The organism is Rhizobium sophoriradicis, assembly GCF_025200795.1.
GTDB lineage: Bacteria > Pseudomonadota > Alphaproteobacteria > Rhizobiales > Rhizobiaceae > Rhizobium > Rhizobium sophoriradicis.
The window spans coordinates 2,549,735-2,573,716 of sequence record NZ_CP104152.1; the positions used below are offsets into that span (position 1 = coordinate 2,549,735).

At 60.2% G+C, this 23,982-nt stretch carries 23 protein-coding genes; 12 read left to right on the forward strand and 11 right to left on the reverse strand.

Translation table 11 applies throughout. From position 1 onward, the window contains the following. Nucleotides 1-13: 13 nt before the first annotated feature. From N2597_RS12780 to N2597_RS12790, 3 genes are all read left to right on the forward strand, one after another. A complete protein-coding gene (locus N2597_RS12780; protein ID WP_183599640.1) occupies nt 14-1,057 on the forward strand; it encodes a DUF2278 family protein in 1,044 nt (347 codons plus the stop codon). A gap of 300 nt (nt 1,058-1,357) precedes the next feature. Continuing rightward, a complete protein-coding gene (locus N2597_RS12785) occupies nt 1,358-2,296 on the forward strand; it encodes an IS110 family RNA-guided transposase (protein ID WP_077992921.1) in 939 nt (312 codons plus the stop codon). 296 nt (nt 2,297-2,592) lie between these two features. Next, a protein-coding gene (locus N2597_RS12790) for an IS630 family transposase (protein ID WP_097622115.1) occupies nt 2,593-3,541 on the forward strand; the annotation gives its coding sequence in 2 pieces (ribosomal slippage) (nt 2,593-2,928 and nt 2,930-3,541; 948 coding nt in all). Between the two features lie 84 nt (nt 3,542-3,625). Here N2597_RS12790 and N2597_RS12795 read toward each other — a convergent pair. Next, nucleotides 3,626-4,846 carry an aminotransferase-like domain-containing protein gene (locus N2597_RS12795; protein ID WP_077992923.1) on the reverse strand — a complete coding sequence of 407 codons (1,221 nt, stop codon included), beginning with the start codon at nt 4,844-4,846 and terminating at the stop codon, nt 3,626-3,628. 318 nt (nt 4,847-5,164) lie between these two features. Between N2597_RS12795 and N2597_RS12800 the strand changes: the two genes are divergently transcribed. From N2597_RS12800 to N2597_RS12810, 4 genes are all read left to right on the forward strand, one after another. Further along, nucleotides 5,165-6,265, forward strand: a complete 1,101-nt coding sequence (locus tag N2597_RS12800; protein WP_183597311.1) for a branched-chain amino acid aminotransferase — start codon at nt 5,165-5,167, stop codon at nt 6,263-6,265. An 83-nt stretch (nt 6,266-6,348) separates the two neighbouring features. Beyond that, nucleotides 6,349-6,936 carry a class I SAM-dependent methyltransferase gene (locus tag N2597_RS12805; protein ID WP_077993087.1) on the forward strand — a complete coding sequence of 196 codons (588 nt, stop codon included), beginning with the start codon at nt 6,349-6,351 and terminating at the stop codon, nt 6,934-6,936. A 327-nt stretch (nt 6,937-7,263) separates the two neighbouring features. Further along, nucleotides 7,264-7,389 carry a hypothetical protein gene (locus tag N2597_RS33715; RefSeq protein ID WP_423228308.1) on the forward strand — a complete coding sequence of 42 codons (126 nt, stop codon included), beginning with the start codon at nt 7,264-7,266 and terminating at the stop codon, nt 7,387-7,389. Between the two features lie 26 nt (nt 7,390-7,415). Beyond that, the gene (locus N2597_RS12810; protein ID WP_009997064.1) at nt 7,416-8,159 is read left to right on the forward strand and encodes a TIGR04290 family methyltransferase; all 744 of its coding nucleotides are present in this window, start codon (nt 7,416-7,418) and stop codon (nt 8,157-8,159) included. 28 nt (nt 8,160-8,187) lie between these two features. On the opposite strand, the gene N2597_RS12815 is transcribed toward N2597_RS12810, so the two are convergent. After that, on the reverse strand, nt 8,188-9,936 hold the full coding sequence (locus N2597_RS12815; protein ID WP_086156293.1) for a hypothetical protein: 1,749 nt from the start codon (nt 9,934-9,936) through the stop codon (nt 8,188-8,190). A 141-nt stretch (nt 9,937-10,077) separates the two neighbouring features. Here N2597_RS12815 and N2597_RS12820 point away from each other — a divergent pair, with 141 nt between their 5' ends. The 3 genes from N2597_RS12820 to N2597_RS12830 are packed head-to-tail and all read left to right on the forward strand — an operon-like array spanning nt 10,078 to nt 12,785. Continuing rightward, entirely contained in the window at nt 10,078-11,181 is a 1,104-nt protein-coding gene (locus N2597_RS12820) for an inositol-3-phosphate synthase (protein ID WP_183597309.1), read from the forward strand. Then, nucleotides 11,178-11,777 (forward strand): histidine phosphatase family protein, encoded by a 600-nt coding sequence (locus N2597_RS12825; RefSeq protein WP_077992936.1) that lies wholly within the window; start codon nt 11,178-11,180, stop codon nt 11,775-11,777. The genes N2597_RS12820 and N2597_RS12825 overlap by 4 nt, the downstream gene beginning before the upstream one ends. 33 nt (nt 11,778-11,810) lie before the next feature. Further along, the gene (locus tag N2597_RS12830; RefSeq protein WP_077992938.1) at nt 11,811-12,785 is read left to right on the forward strand and encodes a beta-xylosidase; all 975 of its coding nucleotides are present in this window, start codon (nt 11,811-11,813) and stop codon (nt 12,783-12,785) included. Here the strand turns inward: N2597_RS12830 and N2597_RS12835 are convergent. After that, nucleotides 12,759-14,060 carry a Coenzyme F420 hydrogenase/dehydrogenase, beta subunit C-terminal domain gene (locus tag N2597_RS12835; protein WP_183597307.1) on the reverse strand — a complete coding sequence of 434 codons (1,302 nt, stop codon included), beginning with the start codon at nt 14,058-14,060 and terminating at the stop codon, nt 12,759-12,761. The two genes, N2597_RS12830 and N2597_RS12835, sit on opposite strands and share 27 nt — an antisense overlap. Nucleotides 14,061-14,175: 115 nt before the next feature. After that, entirely contained in the window at nt 14,176-15,237 is a 1,062-nt protein-coding gene (locus tag N2597_RS12840) for a polysaccharide pyruvyl transferase family protein (RefSeq protein ID WP_077992942.1), read from the reverse strand. Nucleotides 15,238-15,541: 304 nt separating this feature from the next. Between N2597_RS12840 and N2597_RS12845 the strand changes: the two genes are divergently transcribed. After that, nucleotides 15,542-16,219 (forward strand): winged helix-turn-helix domain-containing protein, encoded by a 678-nt coding sequence (locus N2597_RS12845; RefSeq protein ID WP_183597305.1) that lies wholly within the window; start codon nt 15,542-15,544, stop codon nt 16,217-16,219. Beyond that, a complete protein-coding gene (locus N2597_RS12850; protein ID WP_077992943.1) occupies nt 16,206-17,600 on the forward strand; it encodes a sensor histidine kinase in 1,395 nt (464 codons plus the stop codon). Before N2597_RS12845 ends, N2597_RS12850 begins: the two co-directional genes overlap by 14 nt. Here N2597_RS12850 and N2597_RS12855 read toward each other — a convergent pair. The 7 genes from N2597_RS12855 to N2597_RS12885 all read right to left on the reverse strand — a co-directional run bounded on the left by N2597_RS12855 (nt 17,527) and on the right by N2597_RS12885 (nt 23,886). After that, nucleotides 17,527-18,375: a glycosyltransferase family 25 protein gene (locus N2597_RS12855; protein WP_077992944.1), complete on the reverse strand. Its 849-nt coding sequence runs from the start codon at nt 18,373-18,375 to the stop codon at nt 17,527-17,529. The genes N2597_RS12850 and N2597_RS12855 overlap by 74 nt on opposite strands. 266 nt (nt 18,376-18,641) lie before the next feature. Then, a complete protein-coding gene (gene ilvC / locus N2597_RS12860) occupies nt 18,642-19,661 on the reverse strand; it encodes a ketol-acid reductoisomerase (RefSeq protein ID WP_004668557.1) in 1,020 nt (339 codons plus the stop codon). Nucleotides 19,662-19,711: 50 nt separating this feature from the next. After that, entirely contained in the window at nt 19,712-20,377 is a 666-nt protein-coding gene (locus N2597_RS12865; protein ID WP_179363927.1) for a TetR/AcrR family transcriptional regulator, read from the reverse strand. Between the two features lie 114 nt (nt 20,378-20,491). After that, nucleotides 20,492-20,794 carry a hypothetical protein gene (locus N2597_RS12870; protein ID WP_183597319.1) on the reverse strand — a complete coding sequence of 101 codons (303 nt, stop codon included), beginning with the start codon at nt 20,792-20,794 and terminating at the stop codon, nt 20,492-20,494. A gap of 90 nt (nt 20,795-20,884) precedes the next feature. Continuing rightward, on the reverse strand, nt 20,885-21,820 hold the full coding sequence (locus tag N2597_RS12875; RefSeq protein WP_077993092.1) for a pirin family protein: 936 nt from the start codon (nt 21,818-21,820) through the stop codon (nt 20,885-20,887). A gap of 145 nt (nt 21,821-21,965) precedes the next feature. Then, nucleotides 21,966-23,006 (reverse strand): LLM class flavin-dependent oxidoreductase, encoded by a 1,041-nt coding sequence (locus N2597_RS12880; protein ID WP_038689893.1) that lies wholly within the window; start codon nt 23,004-23,006, stop codon nt 21,966-21,968. A 220-nt stretch (nt 23,007-23,226) separates the two neighbouring features. Beyond that, a complete protein-coding gene (locus N2597_RS12885) occupies nt 23,227-23,886 on the reverse strand; it encodes a hydrolase (protein ID WP_010045003.1) in 660 nt (219 codons plus the stop codon). Between the last annotated feature and the right edge of the window lie 96 nt (nt 23,887-23,982).

Sequence of the window (23,982 nt, forward strand, 5' to 3'; positions counted from 1 at the left end):
CAGCGAGGTTCTCATGCTGAAGAATTACACGGTCCTGAAGGGTACTGCGAGCGCGCTCGCCCTCGATGACGACAACGACCCCCATATCGAGATTCGCATCGAGGCGGACGGCGTCAGCTACCGCATCGCGCTCAACGTCCGCTCGAAGATGTCGCCCCACGACCTGCTCTACGCCAATATCGTCGATTTCAAGCACGCGGCGCTGACGGAGGCGCTCGAAGCCCTGCCGATGGGCCTGACCGACATTCGCAAGGATCGCCCGGAGCTTGCGATCGACTATGTCCGCGGCGGCCTGATCGAGCGCGAGGACATGGATGTCGCGCCCTTCCAGCTCTCCGGCCCGAAGAACGATCTCAGGGAATTCATCGAGCCGATCGTCGAGGAAGGCATCGCCGATCCCGACATCCATTTCTATGCCTTCGGCGAAGCCTGGGGACCAGAGCACAACAAGCCCGACCAATATTTCGATTTCGAGCCGGGCAACGGCATCCACGATATCCACATGAACCAGGGTGACAGCGGCAGCTTCAAGGCCACCAACGGCCCGAACCAGGATGGGGCGCTGCTCGTCCATTTCACCGATACCGACGAATGGGCGGCGATCTTCCTCTGCTTCCAGTCGCAGAACTGGAACACCGATGCCGAGACCGGTCACCCCGTCTCCGAGAACCGCGGCGGCCAGGGCCGCGGCGAAGGCACGCGCCGGCCGCAGCCGGTCGTCGCCTCGTCGCTGCGCATCATCGCCGCCTTGATCAACCCGGTGAATGGCGAAGGCGGCACCGAGGCCGAAACGGTGACGCTGATCAACCGCTCCGACATGTCGGTGTCGCTCGACGGCTGGAAGCTGGAGGACGAAAACGGCCGGACGCAGACGCTATCGGGAACGCTTGCGGCGGGCGAGATCCGCACCATCGCGCTCGACGCCGCAGCCGGCGGCCCGCAGCTCGCCAACCGCGGCGGCGATATCATCCTGCGCAACACCGACGGAGCGGTGGCCGACCGGGTCGGCTACGGCAAGAGCGAGACCGCCAACGAGGGCTGGACGACGATTTTTTGATTTGGCGCTCTGGTCAGCTGTTTTGCTAAAAGCATGGCAATGGAAGGATAAACTGCTTACCCCTTCCCTCTGAGAGAAGAGGGCGGAAGCACTTCCCTCTCCTCCCTTGTATCTGCACGTTAGTAATTTCGTGCGACGGAAGCGATTGAGCCTCTGGCCGGGTGGCCACCCGGCCAGAGGCTTGACGAAGTAGCCCGTCCCCCCTCCGGTTACAACCGTGGATGAGCCTGGGATCTTCGTCATCGTCACGTACGACCGAATAGTCGCTTGGCTCCAATCGCACGCACAAGGCAGGTTACCGTGAACAGAATTATATGTGGAGTGGATGTTTCGAAAGACTGGCTGGATGCGTTCATCCGCCCGTCCGGGACGTTTGAACGGTTCAGCAATGACGCCACCGGCATTGGCGCGCTGGCCGATCTTTGCCGGGCCGAGAATGTCGAGCTCCTCGTCATGGAGGCTTCCGGCGGTTATGAGCGGACGGCCTTCCTGCTGTTGTGGGAATTGGGCATCGCCTGCGCGCTTGCCAATCCGCGCCATGTGCGCCGCTTTGCCGAATCCATGGGCTTTCTGGAAAAGACCGACCGCATCGATGCAGCGATGATCGCCCATTATGCCGAAACCAGGCGGCTGGCTGCCCTGCCGCCGCCGAAAGCCGCGCAGATGCGGCTGTCGGCGCTGATGGCGCGGCTGTCCCAGGTCACGAGTGATCTGACCATCCAGATGCAGCGCCGCAGTGCAGCCCGCGATCAGCAGTGCGAGGCAAGCCTCAACGAGGTGATCGCACTTTTGGTGCGCCAGAGCCGCACCCTCGAAGGCGAGATTGCCTCGATGATAGACGACGATCCGCTCTGGGCCTGTCTCAACCAGGCCTTTCGATCAATCAAGGGCGTGGCCAACCGTACAGTTGCCCGGTTGATGGCCCAACTGCCTGAGATCGGCCAGATCTCCAATAAGGCGATCGCCAAGCTGGCCGGCCTGGCGCCGATTGCCAACGACAGCGGCAAACGCAGCGGACACCGGCCGGTGCGCGGCGGGCGCTCCGGACCACGCGCCATTCTGTTCCTGGTCGGCGCCATCGCAGCCCGACACGATCCGCACCTGGCCGCCTTCCAGCAAAGGTTGCAAAGCGCCGGCAAACCCAAAATGGTCATCCGCATCGCACTCGCCCGAAAACTCCTGGTTATTCTCAATGCAAAAGCACGAGACGCGCGAAGAGAATTCGAATATGCAACTTGACAATCCAGATAGTCGCTCATTCCTGTGCTCGTCACAGGAATCCAGCGTGCCCAAGTCCTTGGGCACGAGAGAAGCCTTCACGCGTAAGAGTCAATCACGACGCGGCCGCGCCGTGGCTGGATTCCTGTGACGAGCACAGGAATGAGGGACGGTGGTGAATGCCGCTGCGTGACACATCCCTCCTGGCGGAGAAGTGATATCGATAGAGCGTATCTGGATTTAGTTGAATCGGAAGGGATTCCGTTTTTGGCTGTTTTGTGATTCAAGATGCTGGCTGGAGTGGAGGCCAGCATCGGATGACTCGACCTCTTTCAAATGATCTTCGCAAGCGTGTTGTTGATGCAATCGAAGCCGGCGAGAGCTGCCGGTCGGTGGCGGTGCGGTTCGGTATTGCCGTGTCTTCAGCGGTGAAGTGGTCTCAGCGCTACCGTTCGAGCGGATCTGTCGCGCCTGGGAAGATGGGCGGCCACCGCAAGCGGGTTCTTGAGCCGTACCGAGCGTTTATCGCCGAGCGGATCAACCAGACGCCGCATGTGTCACTGAACAGGTTGAAGGAAGAACTGGCCGCGCGAGGGGTGAAGGTATCCCACGACACCGTATGGCAGTTTCTGCGGCGCGAGGGACTACGGTTCAAAAAAAACACTGTTCGCCCTTGAGCAGGCGCGCGCTGACGTCGCGCGACGGCGACAGCGCTGGCGATCCTGGCAGGCTGGCCTTGATCCAAGCCGGCTGGTCTTCATCGATGAAACCTGGATCAAGACCAACATGGCGCCGCTTCGAGGCTGGGGGCCGAAGGGCAAACGGCTGCGCAGCTTCGCCCCGCACGGACATTGGCGCACCCTGACTTTCCTCGGCGCGTTGCGCTGCGATCGGCTCACCGCGCCTTGTGTCTTCGATGGACCGATCAACGGTGAGTGCTTTCGTGCTTATGTCGAACAGCAACTCGTACCGGTGCTCAAACCCGGCGATATCGTCGTGATGGATAATCTCGGCTCCCACAAGTCGGTCGCCATCCGTCAGATGATCCGCAACGCTGGTGCTCGGCTCTGGTACCTGCCGCCATACTCCCCCGACCTTAACCCGATCGAACAGGCTTTCGCCAAAATCAAGCACTGGATGCGCCTGGCTCAGAAGCGAACCATCGATGACACCTGGCGCCACATCGGACACCTCGTCACAACCATCGAGCCCAGCGAATGCAGCAACTACTTCGCCAATGCCGGATATGCTTCCGTGAAAACCTGAAACGCTCTAGAAGCGGCGCGCTCCTTCTCTCCTCCCCGGCGGGGAGAAGGGACTCGTGGCAGCGTCTCGCCCTGCCCGCAGCAATCACCCGCCAATCTCATCGGCGATCAGCTTGCCCAACCGGCCAATGCCATCCTCGATCATCTGCTCGTTGGCGCAGGAGAAGCTGAGGCGGAAGGTGTTGGCGCCGGAGCCGTCGGCGAAGAAGGCCTTGCCGGGTACGAAGGCGACCTTGGCGGTTTCGAGCGATTTCGCCAAGAGCTTGGCGCCATCCATGCCATCCGGCAGCGTGATCCAGATGAACATGCCGCCTTCCGGCTTCGTCCAGCTGGTCCCCTCGGGCATATATTTCTCAAGCGCCGCCAGCATGCAGTTGCGCCGATGGCTGTAGGCGGCCTTGATCTTGCCGACCTGCGCATCGAAGCCACGTTCGGCGACATGGCTGATCGCCATCTGGTTTATCGTCGAGGAATGCAGGTCGGCCGCCTGCTTCATCAGCACCAGTTTGCGGATGACCGGCGCATTGGCGACGATGAAGCCGACGCGAAGACCGGGCGCCAGCGTTTTGGAGAAGCTGCCGCAATAGATCGTGCGCGTGTCGTTGATATGGCCCTTCTCGGCAATCTCCAGCGCCAGGATCGGCGGGATCGGCTCACCGTCATAGCGCAGCGACTGATAGGCCGCGTCTTCGATGACGGCGACGTCGAGTTCTTCGGCAAGCGCCAGCACCTGCTTGCGGCCGGCGAGATCGACCGTTTCACCGGTCGGATTGGAGAAATCGGCCGAGAGATAGGCAAACTTCACCTTGCCGCCGGCGGTGGCTGCCGCCGCGCGATAAGATTCCGGCGTCCGGTTGCCGCCTGGCGTCAGCTGGTCATAGGCCGGCTCATAGGCGTTGAAGGCCTGCAGCGCGCCGAGATAGGTCGGCCATGTCACCAGCGCGGTATCACCAGGCGACAGGAACAGCTTGCCGAGATAATCGAGCCCCTGCTGCGAACCGGAGACGATGAAGATGTTGTCGAGTTCGCAGGGAATGCCGAGGGCCGCCATCTGCTTGGCCAGCCATTCGCGCAGCGGCTTGTAGCCTTCGCTGACCGAATATTGCAGCGCCGAATTGACGGCAGGACCGGCGAAGATATCGGCGTAGGCCTGCTTGAATTCTTGATCCGGAAACAGCGCCGGATCGGGAATGCCGCCGGCAAAGGAGATGATGTCGGGCCGGTCGAGAAGCTTCAGGAGCTCGCGGATTTCGGATGCGCGCATGCGCGACGAGCGCGATGCAAACATGGTGTCCCAGTTCAGCATGGGGTTTCCTCGTATTTTCTATAATACGGCCGACAAACCATGCGGCGGAAATTATGTCAATAATACTGACCTATTTTCTTGTCATGGTGACATGTTGGAGATCTCATATTCCAAAGCGTTGGATGTTCCGGATCTCGCTTGATATTGACCCCATCCGATATCGAAGGCGCTCGGTCCCGGATTTGCTGCTCGACGCCAGCCACATCGAGTGATTATTCCTCTGATCAAAGCCGAAACCGGCTGATTCAGACCTTTCCAAGACCGGCTCGGCGGCGGTAGTGTCGCCGCCACTCTTCAATTTACTATCAAGGTGCAGCAATGACCGTGACGTCGGCCTCTCCGGAAATCAAAATCGAACTCCACAATTCTCCCGTCTCGGACGCCGAACGCATCCAGGCACTGGAGACGCCCGGCTTCGGCAAGCTCTTCACGGATCACATGGTCCTGGCACGATGGACGGCCGAGAAGGGCTGGCACGATGCAAAGGTTACGCCGAGGCGGCCCCTGGAACTCGATCCTGCGAGCGCCGTGCTGCACTACGCGCAGGAGATCTTCGAGGGCATGAAGGCCTACAAGGCGGACGATGGCCGAATTCTGCTCTTTCGGCCTGAAGAGAATGCACGCCGCTTCGCACAGTCGGCAAACCGCATGGCCATGCCTCCCGTGCCCGAAGAACTCTTCCTGAAGGCGGTCGAAGAACTGGTCCGCGTCGACAGGGCCTGGATACCGTCCGGCGATGCCAGCCTGTACCTCCGCCCCTTCATGTTCGCCAACGAGGCGTTTCTCGGCGTTCGTCCGGCTCAGGAATATGTCTTCTGCATCATCGCCTCTCCGGTCGGCGCCTACTTCAAGGGCGGCGCCAAGGCCGTCTCCCTTTGGGTCGAGACCGAATACACCCGCGCGGCCGCCGGCGGCACTGGTGCCGCGAAATGCGGCGGCAACTACGCAGCCAGCCTTGTGGCGCAATCCGAGGCGACGAAGAAGGGTTGCGATCAGGTCGTCTTCCTCGACGCCGCAGAGCATCGCTGGGTCGAAGAACTCGGCGGCATGAACGTCTTCTTCGTGATGAACGATGGATCGGTGGTGACCCCGCCCTTGGGCGGCACGATCCTGCCGGGCATCACCCGCGCCTCCGTGATCGTGCTCGCCGAAGAGCGGGGCTTGCGCGTCGAGCAGCGCCCCTACTCGTTTACCGAATGGCAAGACGACGCTGCCAGCGGCAGGCTCGTCGAAGCCTTCGCTTGCGGCACCGCCGCAGTCCTGGCGGGAATCGGCCTGGTTCGACATGCCGGCGGCGAGTTTCTGATCGGCGACGGACAGACCGGCAAGTTGACCAGCGAACTGCGCCAGCAGCTCGTCAGTCTGCAGAAGGGCGTAACGAACGATGAGCATGGCTGGACGCGCCTCATCGCGACCTGAACTCGCCCGTTCACGCGAACGGCGGCGTCAGCACCGATATGCGGGGCGCCGCTCCAACCAAGATCCCCGAGCGGCCGACCCACATGCCTCCTGACCGTACCTCAGCCTTTTACGAGGAAAACGCCGAGACATACGCCAACCGGGCACGCAGCCTACCAAAACGGCAGCTCGATGCCTTCCTCGCGCGTCTCGCACCGGGTGCGGCAATCCTCGAACTCGGCTGCGGCGGCGGGCAGGACAGCGCCTACATGCTGTCGCGGGGTTTCGACGTGACACCGACCGACGGCTCGGCCGAGCTTGCAAGACAGGCGGAAATGCTGATCGGCAGGCCGGTCAGGGTCATGCTGTTCCAGCAGCTCGACGCCGACAGCGCCTACGACGGCGTCTGGGCGCATGCGAGCCTGCTCCATGTTCCAAGATCCGAGCTCGCCAACGTTTTCGCCCGTGTCCGCCGTGCGCTCAGAACCGACGGCATCCTCCATGCAAGCTTCAAGGCGGGAGAAGCCGAAGGTCATGACGGCTTCGGGCGCTACTACAACTATCCCTCCGTCGATTGGCAGTCGGCGCTTTTGACGGCGAGCGGCTGGCGCAACATCGCCGTCGAGGAAAGCGACGGCGGCGGATATGACGGAAAGCCAACACGCTGGCTGACGGTGAGTGCGCAACGATAGCGGTGAGCCCCAAGTTCGGCCGTTAGCCTGTCAAATGCCGACGTGCTCGTCGTCCGGTCCCGCGGACCGACTTCGCGAAGGGTTTTCGTCCACCGCGGCAAGGGCGTTCCGGATTTTTCTTCTTCAGCGGGAACCGAAAACCATCAAGAGGGTTCGATCACAATCTGACGAACCCGGCTAAAGCTGAACATGCCGCAGGTATCTCAAAAGCGGACGAAGATTGGTGGGAGAGATACCGAAGATCTCTTATTGACCACCTGTCTCCCTGGATGGATCGCCCGTTCCCTCGCCAGAAGTGGAATTCACCGGATGAGCCAACTGGCAGACATGAAGAACGCCGAACTCCTCCAGCTACCGGGGATTGGCCCTCGATCCGTCGAGCAAATACGGTCGGCGATTAGAAGATTCAAACGTAGCCGAACACACGTCTCGGCGAGGCAGTCGAAAGAATAACCGACGCTTACGGATTGGAGCAGGGAATGAACGAGAAGGCTCGACTGGAAAGCGACATCGCAGCCCTGGGCCCATGGTTTCACAATCTGCGAATTAACGGCGTTCAGACCGCGCCCGATCATTTCCTTGGCGACTACCCGTCTTTCAAATGGGCCCACTTTCAGCAGGTTGTGCCTGAAGATCTCCGCGGGTGCAGCGTTCTGGACATCGGCTGCAACGCCGGGTTCTACTCACTTGAAATGAAGAGAAGGAATGCCGGGCGTGTCGTCGGAATCGATTCCGACCCCCGTTATCTCAAGCAAGCCGAGTTCGCTGCCAGACAGATAGGTGAAGATATCGAATTCAAGCTGATGTCGGTCTACGAGGTTCAAAAACTAAAGGAGAGATTCGACCTGGTCCTTTTCATGGGTGTTCTTTATCACCTGCGGCATCCGCTACTGGCGCTCGACCTACTGCATGAGCATGTCGTCGGCGGAAAGATGCTGTTTCAATGCATGCAGCGGGGCGAAGAGGACGTCGCGGCACTCAGCGAAAATTACGACTTCTTCGACACGACGATATTTGAGCAGCGCGGCTTTCCGAAGCTCTATTTTGTGGAAGAACGTTACGCTGGCGATCCCACCAACTGGTTCATTCCGAACAAGGCGGCGGTCGAAGCGATGCTGAGAAGCGCCGGGTTTGTCATTCGTGCCAATCCGGAACGGGAAGTTTATCTGGTGGAACATGGAACCCGCCACCCGATGGCGGAACCGCCTCCGTCGCTTTGCTGACAAAACTCACTCCAAACCACGTCCGCAGTCAGGGTCCAACCAATTCCGACAAGCGGTCTAGGTAACGTTTGATGGTGCTTTCGATGCGCTCCATCTCAGCGCCGTCGACGCTGGCTTTCGCCTGCGACCACAGACCTATCTGGAAACCGAGATAACATGCCTCGAAAAACCTCAGTACATCGTCGCACAAATCGCAGTCCGCTTCCCGACCGACGAGATCGGCAAGATGATTGCGTTCCTTGCTCGAGAGTTGAAATTCCACGCAGGCACCCGCGACGTCCCAGGCAATATCCTGGCAGCCAACCAGATCATGGGCCGCATTGTGGTCGAGCGCATCCGTCTTCATGATGCGCCCGGTCGCGGTGGTCAGCCACTCCCATGGGTGAAGCCGGTTGTCCGTATCGACGCGTCGCAATCGTCCGGATAGCCGCTCGGGCGTGCCGATCACGCGCCTCAATTTTTCGGCGGTGTCCGGTCCTGCCGCTTCCCCAACATTGAAAACAGCCATTTCGCGAAGTTTCTGGATCGAGGCGCCGCCGTTTCGTGCCGGGAGATGACGGGCGCGAAAACCGAGGTAACGTCCAAGGTGATCCACGATTCGGCGCCTTCTCGGACCGCTGGTTTCGAGGGCTGTTCCATCCAGCCATTCGTCGACGATAAATCCGTAACAGGTGCCGGCAATCTTCGGAATAAAGCCGGCTTCGCTCAGCAAAGAGCCTCTTCTTGCCTTGTCCACGTCGCTCCCGCAGAGCCCGGCGAACTTGACATGCCAGGCCCCTCCTTCGGCTTCCATCAGGAATTTGCGCTTTTCCATCTGCATATAGCTCGGCGGCCAAAGTGACGGATCGCGATAACGCGCAGCGCGCCATGCGCCGCCTGACAGGTCCCGCCACGACGATCCCGAAACACCGACAACATCGGCCGCCCATGTGTGCAGACGATGTTCTGGGTGTTGGGCCTCGACGAAAAGATCGTCGAAGCTGACGACGTGGCGCGGCCGATCTCGCCAACGGGTCCGATGCGGCGCGCTTGCATGCGGGCCTGGTTCACCTGCGTGGCTCGGGAAAAAATGAAGCCGACCAGATGCCACACCGTTAGCCTGCAGCCAGTCCCCGACGCAGCCGAACGAACTCCCCGACAGCCCCGGCCCTTCATCGACGATGGCAAAATCAGTTTCAGGCTCCGCAAGAATGCGCTTGGAAAGAGCCGGTGTGACGTGCAGGTGCCGCTCGAAGGGGTGGCCAGTTGGCCGCAGCGAATAGGCAGGCTTGGCACCCAAGGCTGCGGAAACCAGGGCCGCGAGCCCGGTCCCGATGCTGCGTATCCCTATGACGACTGTTTTTGGCGTCAGATTTGAGATCGAACCCGCCTCGATATAGCTCTCGGGATACAAGGCATAAAAGGCGTAGCCCTCTGCGCGCTTCATCCGCACCGGCTCGGCGCTGTCTAGAGACTCAAGTTCGGCTGCCCAATCCTCCGGAAAGGACAAAATGCCGGCAAACCCGTTTCGCCATGATTGCATGATCGCGCGTGCTTGCATGAGCAGAAGTTTCGCGCCTGCTTCCTGAAGCTCGGACAGGTCGTCGGCGCCTTTGCTTGCGAATTCCTGATCGGCCAATCCCTGGACCAGTTCTCCAGTCAGGATGAAGGTTCGAACCAGGGTTTCGTGGCGCTGGCGGCTTGGCTGCATTTCGATGCACGCCATCATCAGGCTTGAGATCGATGCGCGTACTGCTGCCGCGCTTTCGATGTGCTCGACATCACCATAGACGAGCATCCGCTCCTTCCTCCTTGCCGCGATGCCTGCCAGAACTGATTGCAGATCGTCAGTCTGAAAAAATCGGAAAGTCCGGGAACCGCTGCGGTTCCCGCTTGTTAGCTTTGTAGATGCCGCAGCAAGCAGCCCCTGGAGGGAGCCATGCGTTCAAAATCCATTCGCGTTGGATTGGTGGGAGTTGGCAATTGCGCCTCGTCATTGGTTCAAGGACTTACCTACTATGATAACGCCCGGGAAAACGAGCCGGTTCCAGGCCTCATGCACATTGATCTCGGTGGATATCACGTGCACGACATTGCGATATCCTCCGCCTTCGATGTCGCGGCTTCAAAGGTTGGGCGTGACGTCGCCGAAGCGATCTACGCCGAGCCAAACAACACCCAACGTTTCGCAGATGTCGCTCCGATTGGGGTCGAGGTGAAACGCGGCAGGACGTTGGATGGGATAGGCAAGTATCTTCAAGATCGGATCGAGGAATCGACCGAGCCTTCAGCGGATGTGGCGGAAATCCTTAGGCAAACCCGGACGGAAGTGCTGGTTTCCTATCTTCCTGTCGGCTCGGAACAGGCGACGAAATGGTACGCCGAACAAGCGCTGGCGGCCGGTTGCGCCTTTATCAATTGCATTCCGGTATTCATAGCCTCCAAACCGGAATGGCAGCAGAAGTTTGCTGCCCGCAAGCTGCCGCTCATCGGCGACGATATCAAAAGCCAGGTTGGCGCCACGATCGTCCACAGAATGCTCGTCAATCTCTTCCGCGAACGGGGCGTCCGTGTGGATCGCACCTATCAGCTCAATTTTGGCGGAAACACCGATTTTCTCAATATGCTAGAGCGCGAGCGGCTGGAATCGAAGAAAATCTCCAAGACCCAGTCGGTCACCAGCCAATTGGATATTCCGCTTCCTGATGACGATATCCATGTCGGGCCAAGTGACCACGTCCCATGGCTCACCGATCGGAAATGGGCCTATATTCGTCTCGAGGGTACGACTTTCGGAGGCGTGCCGCTCAATGCGGAGCTCAAGCTCGAGGTGTGGGACTCCCCCAATTCCGCCGGCGTGGTCATCGATGCAATACGCTGCGCGAAACTGGCCCTCGACAGAGGTCTGGGCGGAGCCCTGACAGGACCGTCGAGCTATTTCATGAAATCGCCGCCGCAACAGTTCACCGATCACGAGGCCCGCCGCCGAACGCAGGATTTCATCGATGACCAGGAGGATGTTCTGCGCGGAGCCGCGGAATGACCTCAACGTTTTTCCTGGTACGTCACGCCGCGCACGACAGTGTCGGGAATTTCCTGGCGGGGCGTACAGCTGGTATTGCGCTTGGCGAAGCCGGCCGCGCGCAAGTTCAGCGTCTCGGGCAGAGGCTGAGTCATGGGGACATCGATGAGATCTACACCAGCCCGCGCGAACGAACACGGGAGACGGCAGAAGGTATAGCATCAGCCTGTGGTCTGGCTCTGCCGCAAATAGACGCGGCTTTGGACGAGGTAGACTTTGGCAGCTGGTCCGGCAAGACGTTCGAAGTTCTCAATGACGATCCCCAGTGGCGCCGCTGGAACACCACACGCAGCCTCACCCGCACGCCAGGAGGCGAGACGATGCTGGACGTCCAAACTCGGATTTTCGACCTGATCGAGACTCTGGTCAGCGGCGGTAACGATCGGCGAATAGCCCTGGTGTCCCATGCCGATGTCATCAAGGCGGCTGTCAGTCATGTGCTGGGACTACCGATCGATGCTTGGCCCAGATTCGATATTGCGCCCGCCTCCGTCACGACGGTTGTGATCGGCGACTGGGGTGCAAAAGTGATGACGCTCAACGAAGTGACCTTGTAACCCGTCCGTTAAATCCTGCCACGGGGAAGCCAAATGATCGAAGCTGCAATGATCTGGAACGAGCCGAACAACAAATCGCACTGGGATCCTGAGATCGATCCTGAATGGAGCCTGTTTGCGCAAATGGCAATCCTCGCGGCCGACGCCATCGCAGCCAAAAATCCGGAATTGACGAAGGTGCTCGGCGGAATATCGCCAATCGACCCCTTCTTCATCAGCCGCATGCAAAATTACGGCGTGCTCGATCACCTCGATGCGGTCGCGCTGCATGGTTTCCCCCTCGACTGGAACCTTTGGCAGATTCATGAGTGGCCGGAGAAAATCAACGAAATCCGCGCTGTCACCGATCTGCCGATCTGGGTCAGCGAAGTGGGTGTCTCGACCTTCGGTGCGGAGGAAGTGCAGTTGTGGGGTCTGCAACGAACGGCGGAGTTGCTCAAGGGTAAAGTCGAGCGCTGCCAATGGTACAGCCTCTACGACCTCCCCCGGTCATGGGAGGCAACAACGCGTCATCGCGAAGCCGAAGGCTCCTCCTACTATCGGCATTATTATATGGGCCTTCTGCGCGAAGACGGAACGCCCAAAGCGGCGCTGGAGGAGTTTGCCAAACACACGCCGGATTTCGGGCTGGTGCAGTGGTTCCACTTCGAAGACCCGCGGCTGGATGAGGCCGCTGCCTGGATGAGCCGGTTGGGCGTGAAATCCGTCCGCACCGGGCTTTCCTGGGCGGACCGGTTCCGGCCCAATGCCCTCGATTGGTTCGACCGCCAGATGCGGGCCCTCGAAGACTTCGACGTAACGGTGACATTCTGCTTCACGCCGGAGCATAAAGGTATCGCGCCGCACCATACGAGTGCGCCCCTGGTGCCGGAAGAATTCGCCATGTTCTGCGAGGAAATGGTCGAGCGTTATGCACCGCGCAGGGATAGCGGATATGTGTCACGCGTTGCCAAGTCAGCCGCCCGATTGCTGGGGTTTGAATCACGATCGTCCCTCGGAGCCGGATAAACCCAAGCTCTGGGCTATCCTGCCAATCGGCCCCCGGGAATAAGCCACTCCCTGATAGCAAGCCAGGGCTGCCCGCGCCCACAGCATGTAAAGTCTGGGGCAATGCAGGAGATTGGCGACTGAAAAGACGCGATGACTCCAAAAGCTGATCCCATAGCGCATGATGTACACCGCCATGCGCTGCCGAGACAGGCCGTGGCTGCCGGCACGGAGGCGTTTGCGCGGGCGCATACCCATACGAGGCCAGCTCAACCGGAATGAGAGACCCTCGCGGCGCTGGCGGAATCCGGCGGCTTGAGTGGCGACAACAAAGTCGGAATCGACGTAAGACAGCGCGATCCTCTTCTCATCGATCCCCGCTTGGACCGCATCTAGAAGTACTTTCGAGCGGACGATCACCACGTTCGTTCCTCTTCCATCAGAGGAGTAGGGCTCCTTCCAAGCATCCCCGAAAGCGATATCGGCCGTTTCTGCAACGACGTCGTCGCAAAAATTGCAGGCGGGATTCTGAAAAAAGCCGGCGCCCCAGTCCCCATCGACCAGATGCCACCAGTCCCGCGCACGCGTCTCTCCGTTTTCGAGGGTCAGTTCGGCCCGATACCAATTCGCCGGACGATCCGGGGCCTTCTTCCTGTAGTCGAGCCGTTTAACCTGCCTGATGTCCTGACCCATCTGCCACGCAAAGCTCTCGGCCATGCGCGCGCTTTTCATATGGCCGCAAAACAGCCCCAGCGTGAAGGCAATTCGCTCCTTCAATATCGGGTCACCGGCGCAGGCCAGTCGCACCGCCTTGATGAAACAGGGAATACCTACCACGGCATACCGCCCGGGCGCCTCGCGAATAGACTGAAGCGCGCCGGAAAGCTCGACGGGATAATATCGAGATTTGGCGCCCGCCTGAAGTTCCTGCAGATTACGTGACAGCGAATAATGAAACAGGCGTCCTTCCGATTGCGGATCATCGCTCTCCTTGACGTGAGCGACACAGTCGACAAGTCCCTGGCGCAGCAATTCAGCCGCCACCCAGGTGACCATGCCCCCGGAGCTGCCGTTCGAACGGTATTCCCCTTCCTCGACATGGCCGACAAAGGCAGCCTCGAAACGACCCAGCAGAGGGTGTCGGTTTTTCGCGCGGAAAAAATATTGGGCCGCCAATTCGTCCTCGTCCCGAGCCTCCGGGGAAAACGGGCAAATTCGGGCAAACTCTTCATCGCGGCCCTGCAACCAAGTCCTGGGGGCCGTGGGCTTCATCTGGCCGTACCGGTCGAGTTCCATCCGCACATCAGGCCGCGCTGACTTGGCAACGCAGGAGCCGCAGCCGATGCAGAGGCCGGAGCCTGTAATATCCTTGGGGGCGATGCCCGGCGTCAGCCGCTTCTGTTGACCGGAGCTATTGCAAGGCATGGCTGAGATAGGCGTTGGACGTATCACGCAAGAAAGATATTCGTCGCGCAATGTCCATAGGAAGTGGGTTGCCGAGGATAGCTTCCACCTGCGACGGGGTCGTATCTTCGGTCAAAACATGATGCTCGGCTCCGACAAGCTGCGTTAGATCGCGAATCTTGTTGGAGCGGTAATCGGAAAGGACACATGCAAACGGCTTCTCGTTGACAAGCGAGAACACGCATCCGTGAAAGAAGTTCGTCACGACGGCCTTCGCTTCGGAAATGAACCTGGCGAAGTCCTCCGGCCCGGCATCAATCCATTGCTCGTTGGCCCATTCGTTCCGATAGCCGATGCTGACAAGCGGATAGCCCCGGTCTTCTGCCCATCGGCGCACCGCATCCTGGAGCCACGTTGGAAAACTGTGCCCGTAGACGGCAATATAGGATGCCGCCTCCCCATCACCTCTGCTCGCGGTCACCATCTGCGGAAATTGCAGACACGGGTCCAGAACGAGTTCTGGCTCCAGCCCCAACCTCTCGCGGATGATCCGCTCCGAATGCAGGTCCCGGACCGAAATGTGGGAAAACTTTCGCAGCTTCTCCGCCCACCCCTGCAACCGCTCCGACGATGTCAGACTTCCAAACGTCGCGGCATAGGAGACAATGCGCCCGCATCGCAGGCCCTCTCCATAGAACACCGGATAGCCGCCATACCAGGGATGACGCAGGTTCCACACCTCGTCGCTGCCGACGACGATCAGCGAATAGTCACCCATTGCGGCTGGATTCTCCAAGGGAAAAGGCGATGAAAGAGGCAAGCTAGCAAAGGAGCGAAAGAATTTTCGGATCTTCGCTTTATAGAGCGGGTAATCTTCCATCGGCGTTGCCGCAGGAAGCAGCGGTTGCAGCGCGCAGCGCCATTCCGCACGGTTCACGCGACTGGACATGTGTTCCAGAAGGACGGCTTCTACTCCCATCGACGCGAGGCCTTCGGCCAGACACCGTGCCTGCCAGTAGGAACCGTAATTTATGCAGCGATGAAAGGTTAGAATTCCGACCTTAGGCATTTGGTCCCTGAAGTGATCGAATGAGGTCCCCTAACCGATCAACTCCAGTTACGTTCCCAACAAACCGAAGGGCACCTCCTGGTTCGAAATCAGATGTCTTCCTGCGCGACAATTCGCATAGAACCGGCAGCGCGACAGTCGCAAAATGATGTGACCACCACCAGCCGGTGTTCGATTGTCGGCCAGACGGCCTCCTCGCAGCCCCTCCAGCGTGCCCCGCCAAACCTTACCAATCGGTATGTTGTGGCCAGGGCATGCCGTCGACTAGGTTTTAGCCTCCACAGTTGCGGGAACGATCAGGCTGATGAAGATCCTGCTTATCGAAGACGACGCCAAGACGTCGGACTATGTCTCCAAGGGCTTTTTCGAGGCGGGCCATGTCTGCGACGTGTTCGCCGATGGGCGCGACAGCCTCTTTCAGGCGCAGCGGGAAGCCTATGACGTCATCGTCGTCGATCGCATGCTGCCGGGTCTCGATGGTCTTGCGATCGTCCGCTCGTTGCGAGCCGCCAAGGTCGGCGCGCCGGCGCTGTTTCTGACCTCGATCGGCGGCGTGGACGATCGCGTCGAGGGGCTGGAAGCGGGCGGCGACGACTATTTGGTCAAGCCCTTCGCCTTCTCCGAGCTTCTCGCCCGCGTCAACGCCCTCGGCCGTCGGCCGCCGGTGCAGGAGCAGAAGACCGTCCTGAAGGTCGCCGATCTCGAGCTCGATCTCATCCGGCGCGAGGCCCGCCGCGCCGGGCAGATCATCGAGCTGCAGCCGCGGGAATTCACCCTGCTCGAAGTGCTGATGCGCGGTGAAGGCCGGGTCATCACCAAGACGATGCTGCTGGAGCGGGTCTGGGACTTTCACTTCGACCCGAAGACAAGCGTCGTCGAGACCCATATCAGCCGGCTGAGGGCGAAGGTCGACAAGCCCTTCGAAACGCAGCTTCTGCACACCGTCCGCAACACCGGATACAGCCTGCATGCGCCTCGCTAAGCTGCGCAGGAGCACGCCGTTCCGGCTTGCCGTCACCTTCGGCGTCCTCTTCGTCGCCACCTTCATCTTCAGCGGTACGATCATGTACCACATGCTGCGCGCCGGCCTCGAGCGCGACCTGGAACAATCGCTTCACGAGATGAATTCGCTGATCGCCTCGGCCTACCAGCCGCATGATACCGAAGATCTGATCAACACGCTCAATAACTATGCGAGCTTCCAATCGACCTCCGACGGGCTCTACTCGCTGATGGATGCAGGCGGGCGCAAACTTGCCGGCAATTTCGCCGCGCCCCGCATCCCGAACGGAGTCTATACCGTCACGTCGCGAGACGTCGGGCTGAAGGGGCACGAACGTTACCGTATGCAGGTCTCGGCGATCGGTTCCTATACGCTGGTGGTCGCCGAAAATTTCAACGATGTCGACGAAATGCTGAGGATCGTTCTAATCAGCTTCGAATGGGCTGCCGCGGTCGCGGTGGCGACTGCCATCGGCGGCGGCGTCTTCCTGGCATTCCGCGCTCAGGCGAGACTGGACCGGGTTACCAACACCATGAACGACGTCGCCCACGGCGCCCTGCAGGCTCGCATTCCGATCACCGGAAACGGCGACGATCTCGATACGGTGGCAATCCAGATCAATGCGGCCCTCGAAAGGCTCCAGACATTGGTCGAGAGCATGCGGCAGGTGAGCGCCGATATCGCCCACGATCTCAAGACGCCTCTCAACCGGCTGCGCCTGACGCTCGATGCTGCCGTGACGCTCAACGACCGGCAACTGGATGTTTCGGCTCTCCTCGACGAGGCGAGAAGCGAGAGCGACCGGATCAACGCGACCTTCGCAGCACTTCTGCGCATTTCCCAGATCGAGGCCGGCGCCCGCAAGGAGCGTTTCCAGACGACCAACGTCGACGATGTGCTCGCCGTCATTTCCGAGGTCTATGCCGATGTCGCTGAAGACGCCGGCCAGTCTCTCGCAATCGCTGAGCGCTGCTCCGCGCTCATCTGGGGTGATCGCGATCTGCTGACGCAGATGATCGCCAATCTGGTGGAGAACGCCATCAACCACTGCCCCGGCGGAACGGTCATCACGCTGTCCCTTCGCCGGCATGCCGATCGCGCCATATTGTCGGTCGTCGACAGCGGACCGGGCATTCCCGCCGAGGAGCGGGACAAGGTGTTCCGGCGTCTCTACCGCCTCGACAAGAGCCGCACGACGGAAGGCAGCGGCCTCGGCCTCAGCCTGGTCAAGGCGGTCGCCGACCTGCACTCGGCGGAGATCGCCATGGGCGACAACCATCCCGGCCTCACCGTTTCGATAGGCTTCCCGCTGCTGCCGTATCATCTTTCCAGCCCCGCATCCGCAGCGCCGCAAGCCTGACGAAGCGCACCGAGAACCGGCGCACTTCCGCCGCCGCGCGATACGGCAGGACGCTCCATGGCCGGCGGCGGCCAAGGCGGTAGCTCGAGAGCCCTGCCTGTATCTGGGAATGCGGATCTGCCCGCTGGCTAACCGGAACCGGATCGACGAAACAGGCCCGCAGCCCCTCGTCGAATTCGAGATCGAGCGCGAGATCATAGGGCAGCCGCATGGGAACGAGCACATCGGCGATCCAGCCGGCCGCCTTACGATTGATCAAATAAGCGCCCGAGCCCTTCTCGCGGGTGAGCGCGATCGCCAGCGAGCGCGATGCTGTGAGCGGCTCCACCCTATGCTTGCGCCCTGAGTTCACGGTCGAAAGCCGTAAAATATCCCAGGATGCGTGTTGCTCGAGTGCGGCGGCGAGCACCTCGGCGAAATCGTCATCGAAATCGAGATCGTCTTCGAGAATAAGAGCAAATTCGCCGTTGCCGGCAAGAAACCTTCTCGCGCACTCGACATGGCTGAGATAGCAGCCGATCTCGAAAGGATTCGGCGTACGGCCATGCCGGCGCAGATAGGATTGCCCGTCGAAATCGCGGCGCGGCAGGGATATGCCGACCCCGTCGACGGCCGCCACCCGCTCGAAGCTTATGCCGATCTCGGACAGCAGGCGCTCCATGCGAAATCGGCGAAGCTCTGCCCGGTCGAGGTTGATGAGGTAGGTATTGATCCGCAGGCTGACCGGCTGGACTGGCGAAACGATGGTGGCGGCTAGGGTGGCGCGCATATTCATGAGAGCTGGCCTCGACTTGGTGGCTATGATGGCACCAAGCCTGCGCCCGAAAACTCACGGGGACTTCTCGCGAATTATACAATTCCGTAAGGCGTGCCGGCCTCTTGAGGAAGCATGCCGCGGGGGGCCTGATGTGCGAATGAGGGTTCGAGATGGCGGCCGGCCACCGCAAGGCCGAGGATGACGCCGAGTTGAGAATGAGGCCTGTCAAAACAAGAAAGGCCGGAGCTTTCACCCCGGCCTCCCGTTTAATATCAGCGCATCGCTTAGTTCACGCTCTTGTCGACCAGCTTGTTCTTGCCGATCCAGGGCATCATGCCGCGCAGCTTGGCGCCGACTTCCTCGATCTGGTGGCTGTCGTTGTTGCGGCGGATGCCCTTGAAGCGGGCAGCGCCCGAGCGGTATTCCTGCATCCACTCGGAGGTGAATTTGCCGGTCTGGATGTCCTTGAGGACGCGCTTCATTTCGGCCTTGGTTTCTTCGGTGATGATGCGCGGGCCCGTGACATATTCGCCCCACTCGGCCGTGTTGGAGATCGAGTAGTTCATGTTGGCGATGCCGCCTTCATAGATCAGGTCCACGATCAGCTTCACTTCGTGCAGGCATTCGAAATAGGCCATTTCAGGCGCGTAGCCTGCTTCTGTGAGCGTTTCGAAGCCGGCGCGGATGAGCTCGACGAGGCCGCCGCAGAGGACGACCTGTTCGCCGAAGAGGTCGGTTTCGCACTCTTCGCGGAAGTTGGTTTCGATGATGCCGGAACGGCCGCCGCCAACGCCGCAGGCATAGGAGAGAGCGAGCTCAAGCGCATTGCCGGAAGCGTTCTGGTGAACGGCAACGAGGCAGGGAACGCCGCCACCCTTCTGGTATTCGCCGCGAACGGTATGACCGGGGCCCTTCGGCGCGATCATGACGACGTCGACCGAGGCCTTCGGCTCGATCAGGCCGAAATGGACGTTGAGGCCGTGAGCGAAGGCGATGGCAGCGCCGTCGCGGATATTGGGCGCGATATCGGCCTTGTAGATGTCGGCCTGCAATTCGTCCGGCGTCGCCATCATCATCAGGTCGGCCCAGCCGGCGGCTTCGGCAACCGTCATGACCTTGAAGCCGTCGGCTTCAGCCTTCTTGACTGTGGGCGAACCGGCCTTGAGAGCGATGACGAGGTTCTGGGCGCCGCTGTCCTTCAGGTTCAGCGCATGGGCGCGGCCCTGCGAGCCGTAGCCGATGACGGCGACCTTCTTGGCCTTGATGAGGTTGAGATCGGCATCACGATCGTAATAGACGCGCATTTGAAGTTCCTTCCCTTGTGCTTGTCCTGTTGACTGTCTTTAAGGCGAAATCAGCCGAGAGCCGGCATCTCCGCCAGTACCTTTTCCGTGCCGTAAAGCCGGAGGAAGGCGGTCACCGCCTTCTCCGCCTGGCGCGCGGTATCCTTGAGGCCGGGCTCCCCGAGCAGCATGCGCACATGCAGGTCGGAGACCACAAGGCCGTAAAGCGTATGATAGGCCTCGTCGGCATCGGCAAAGCGCAGGAGCCCTGCCCTCTTGCCGGTATCGATCAGCGCCATGGCGCGCCGGTCGATCTGGCGGCGGCCGCGCTCTAGCAGCAGCTTACCGAGCTTCGAGCCGTCGCGATGGGACTGGCCGATGGCGAGCCGGTTCAGTGCCAGCGAGACATCACCGGCCAGCACCTCCAGCAGGTCACGGGCGAAGATCACGACATGATCGTGCAGGCTCGCCGCCGTCAGCCGCTCGCCGTTGCGCTCGAAGGTGCGCACCTTGCTCGCCTGATAGGCGATCATCGCCGAGAGCAGACCATCACGGTCGCCGAACCACTTGTAGAGGCTTTCCTTGGAGCAATTGGCGGCACGCGCGACACCAGAGGTCGTCAGCGCCTTCTCGCCGCCATCGACGAGCAACCGCAGCGCCTGCTCCAAAACGGCGTTCTGGCGCGGCGAAAATTCGCTCGGCTCTGCGGTATCGACAGACACGGTCGCGGCTCCCATATACGTACCGTACGGTACGGTTCGTGAGCTTTATGCGGCAAACCGATCGGGCCGTCAAGCAGGCCCGGCAAATATTTTAGTTGGGAAATCTGATTGGCCGAATTGCGGGGCGCATCAGGCGTAGCGCGCCGGGTGTTCAAAAGCTTCCACAAGCATTGGGAGCGGAACGCCGAGCACTCTATTGCTTCCGCTCATTCTCCCTTGATGGATGGGCTCAATATCTGCTGACCAGTAGTGCGAGGCAATGTTCTGGCAGTTGCGGATCACGGCATAGGCGATGTCAGGATCGCCTCCTTCGAAGGTGTCCGAGTCCGCACCACACATCAGGCAATACATTGGCTGATGAGACGACGGCTGCAATGTTTTACACGGCTCGCGCCAGCTGAAGTAGTCGAGGCGGGGCCATTTGTTGCTCATTTCGTATGTCCAAATTTTTCGAATCCCACTATGGCGCCCGGACGTTCGGGAAGCACACGCTCGCGCCCCTCGCGAGAGAGGTATCCTCCATCAATCCGGCAGTGGGATATGCTCATCCCGGTCATCAATCGGAAGGTCGAAGCGTCCTTCGCCCCAATTCTGTGCTCGCCATTCAGCCTTAGCGTCTTCGATGCGGTCCTTCGACGAGGCGACGAAATTCCACCAGATGTATCTGGGTCCCGAGAGGGTCGCGCCACCAAGGATCATAATCCTCGCCCCTCCGCCACCGGCCGCTACAGTAATCCTGTCTCCGGGGCGGAACACCATCATTTGCGGCGCGCTGAACTCTTGGCCGGCGATCGAGATTGAACCTTCGACGATGTAAATGCCCCGGTCCTCATGATTGTCCGGCATCGGCAGAAGGGCGGCTGCTTCCAGCTTCACATCAGCGTAGAAGGTTTCCGAGAACATCGTCGCAGGCGCCTGTTTTCCGTAGGCGCTTCCCAGGATCAGTCGTACTGAAACGCCCCCATCCTCGATCATCGGCAACGCAGCTTCGCCGTGATGCTCGAACGTGGGCGCCATCTCCTCATGACTTTCTGGCAGAGCCAGCCAAGTCTGAATTCCAAACAAGCTGTTCGGGCCGGTTCGAGCCGCCGCACTGGTACGCTCCGAATGGGATACGCCGCGGCCCGCAACCATCCAGTTCAACTCCCCCGGCCTTATAATCTGGTCGGCTCCGGTGCTATCACGGTGGTGGAAGTCGCCGCGATAGAGATACGTGACGGTGCCAAGACCGATATGCGGGTGCGGCCGAACATCGATCCCCTGACCGGTCAACAATTCGGCTGGCCCGGCCTGATCGAAGAAGATGAACGGTCCGACCATCTGCCGCTTCGGCGCCGGCAAAGCGCGCCGGACCTCGAAACCGCCGAGATCGCGAGCTCGGGGAACGATTAGCGTTTCGATTGCATCAACACTGATCTGATCAGGGCATCCTGGTTCAATGCCGGGGTTCCAACTCATGCACATCGTCCTTTTCTGTTGGCGTTCATGAAACCGATGAGTCAAGGCGAAGCCAGCCTGTGCCCGAATTGGACTTCACACGAGCCGCACGAAGCCTTTTTTCGGCACCTTTTCAAACTGCGTCACCACTGGCGCCTGGGAAGACTTACGGTTTTCGTCCTGAGGCCCTGACGACGGGGGCAACTTCAGTCCCCAGCAGTTCAATTGAACGCTTCATCGCTGCCGGTTCAAGGGAGGCGGTGCTCATCTGGAACGTGATGCGGGAAATGCCGCCAAGTTCCTCGCTGGCGCGGAGCATCTTGGCAGATACGGTTGCTGGATCACCGACAAGAAAAGCACCGTCAGGACCGGCCATGGCTTCGAACTGCTGACGCGTTGGCCGCGACCAGCCGCGCTCGCGACCTATCTTCGCTGTGAGATGCGCCCAGCCAGGAAAGAAGGCTTCCTTAGCTGCAGCGTTCGTCTCGCCAACGAAGCCCATTGCGTGTATGCCGACCCTGAGCATCTCGGGGCCATGTCCTGCACGCCTGCCCGCGTCGCGATAGAGATCGATCAGTGGACGGAAGCGGTCGAAGCTGCCACCGATGATGGCGACCATCAGCGGCAGGCCGAGTGCACCGGCCCGCACGAATGACTCCGGAGTGCCGCCTACACCGATCCACACCGGCATTTGCGGCTGATGAGGACGGGGGAACACGCCCTGCCCTCTGAGTGCCGGACGAAACCGGCCCTCCCATGTGACGCTCGTTGCTTCCCCTAGCTTGAGAAACAGGTCGAGCTTTTCGGCGAAGAGGTCGTCGTAGTCTCGTGTATCAAGACCAAATAGCGGGTAGGCCTCAACAAATGATCCACGGCCGACGACCACTTCCGCACGGCCTCGCGAAATCAGATCAAGAGTCGCAAATTCCTGAAAGACCCGCACTGGATCTGCGGCGCTCAGGACTGTCACGGCGCTTGTCAGTCTGATTTGTTCAGTGCGGGCTGCTGCTGCGGCCAGTATGACTGTTGGCGCAGAATCGAGAAATTCACCTCGATGATGCTCTCCAATGCCGAAGACGTCGAGGCCGACACGGTCAGCGGCGACAACCTCCTCGATAAGTTCGGCCATGCGATCCGTAGGAGACGGAAGCTGACCTGTCGCCGGATCCGGGAGGATGGCTGCAAAACTATCGATACCAATTTCCATGAGACGTCTTTGCAATCCGTTTAGCTATGGGCGGCCAGTGTTGAGAGTTTCGCGATGGCGGGTACGGCCGCCCTCAATCAACCGGCCGCGCCCCATGATTGGAATACTCCGGCGACATCAACCCTAGGGGCAAAATGTCGATCACGGTCGACTGGCTGGGATGACGAGCTAAACCTGAGGCGAGATCCTCGCTCCGCTTGATTCTCGTCATCCCTGGCGGTTAAACCCCCACGGAGGCGGTTGGCACAGGGGTATTTAGCAACTGCTGCTCCCACAAATAGGCGATGCCGCTACCGCCGACATGTTGCACGATGACGTCGGTCACCTTTGCGGCCTGATCCGCACGAGCCCAGTCGCGTTGCCATTCAGCCGCAAGGGCCAGCCAGGTCATTATGTTCACGCCGGCGGCAATCATGCGTTGAATCGCGACCTGATGCGCTTCGACTGAAACAGCGCCGGATGCATCGGTGATGACCGTGACATCCCACCCCTCGCCTGCAGCTTGAATTGCCGGCATTGCAACGCATACCTCGGTCCAGAGTCCGGCGATGATCAGCTGCTTGCGGCCGGTCACCTTGACTGCATCTACGACCTTCTGATCCTGCCAAGTGTTGATGAATGTCCGATCGATGATTTCCTGGCCAGGGAACACCTCGGCGATTTGGGGGAACAATTTGCCACCCCGCTCGGCGATCACCGTCGTCAGAATCGTGGGCACGCCAAAAGCCTTTGCTGCTTTTGCCAAACCCACCGTGTTGTTGACCACCATCGTGGGCTCGTGACTGTTGACGTTAGCCAACTGGTAAGGTTGGTGGTCAATCAGGACAAGCACCGAATCTTCGGGACGAAGGAGTGAATTGAGGCCGTTACGAAAGGTCATGGAATATCCTAAGTTGGCGGTTCGTTGGCACAATTTGGACGCTCCTCTTCGGGAACAATCCGCGGCAAACTTGTCATTCCCTCATTCGATGCGGTA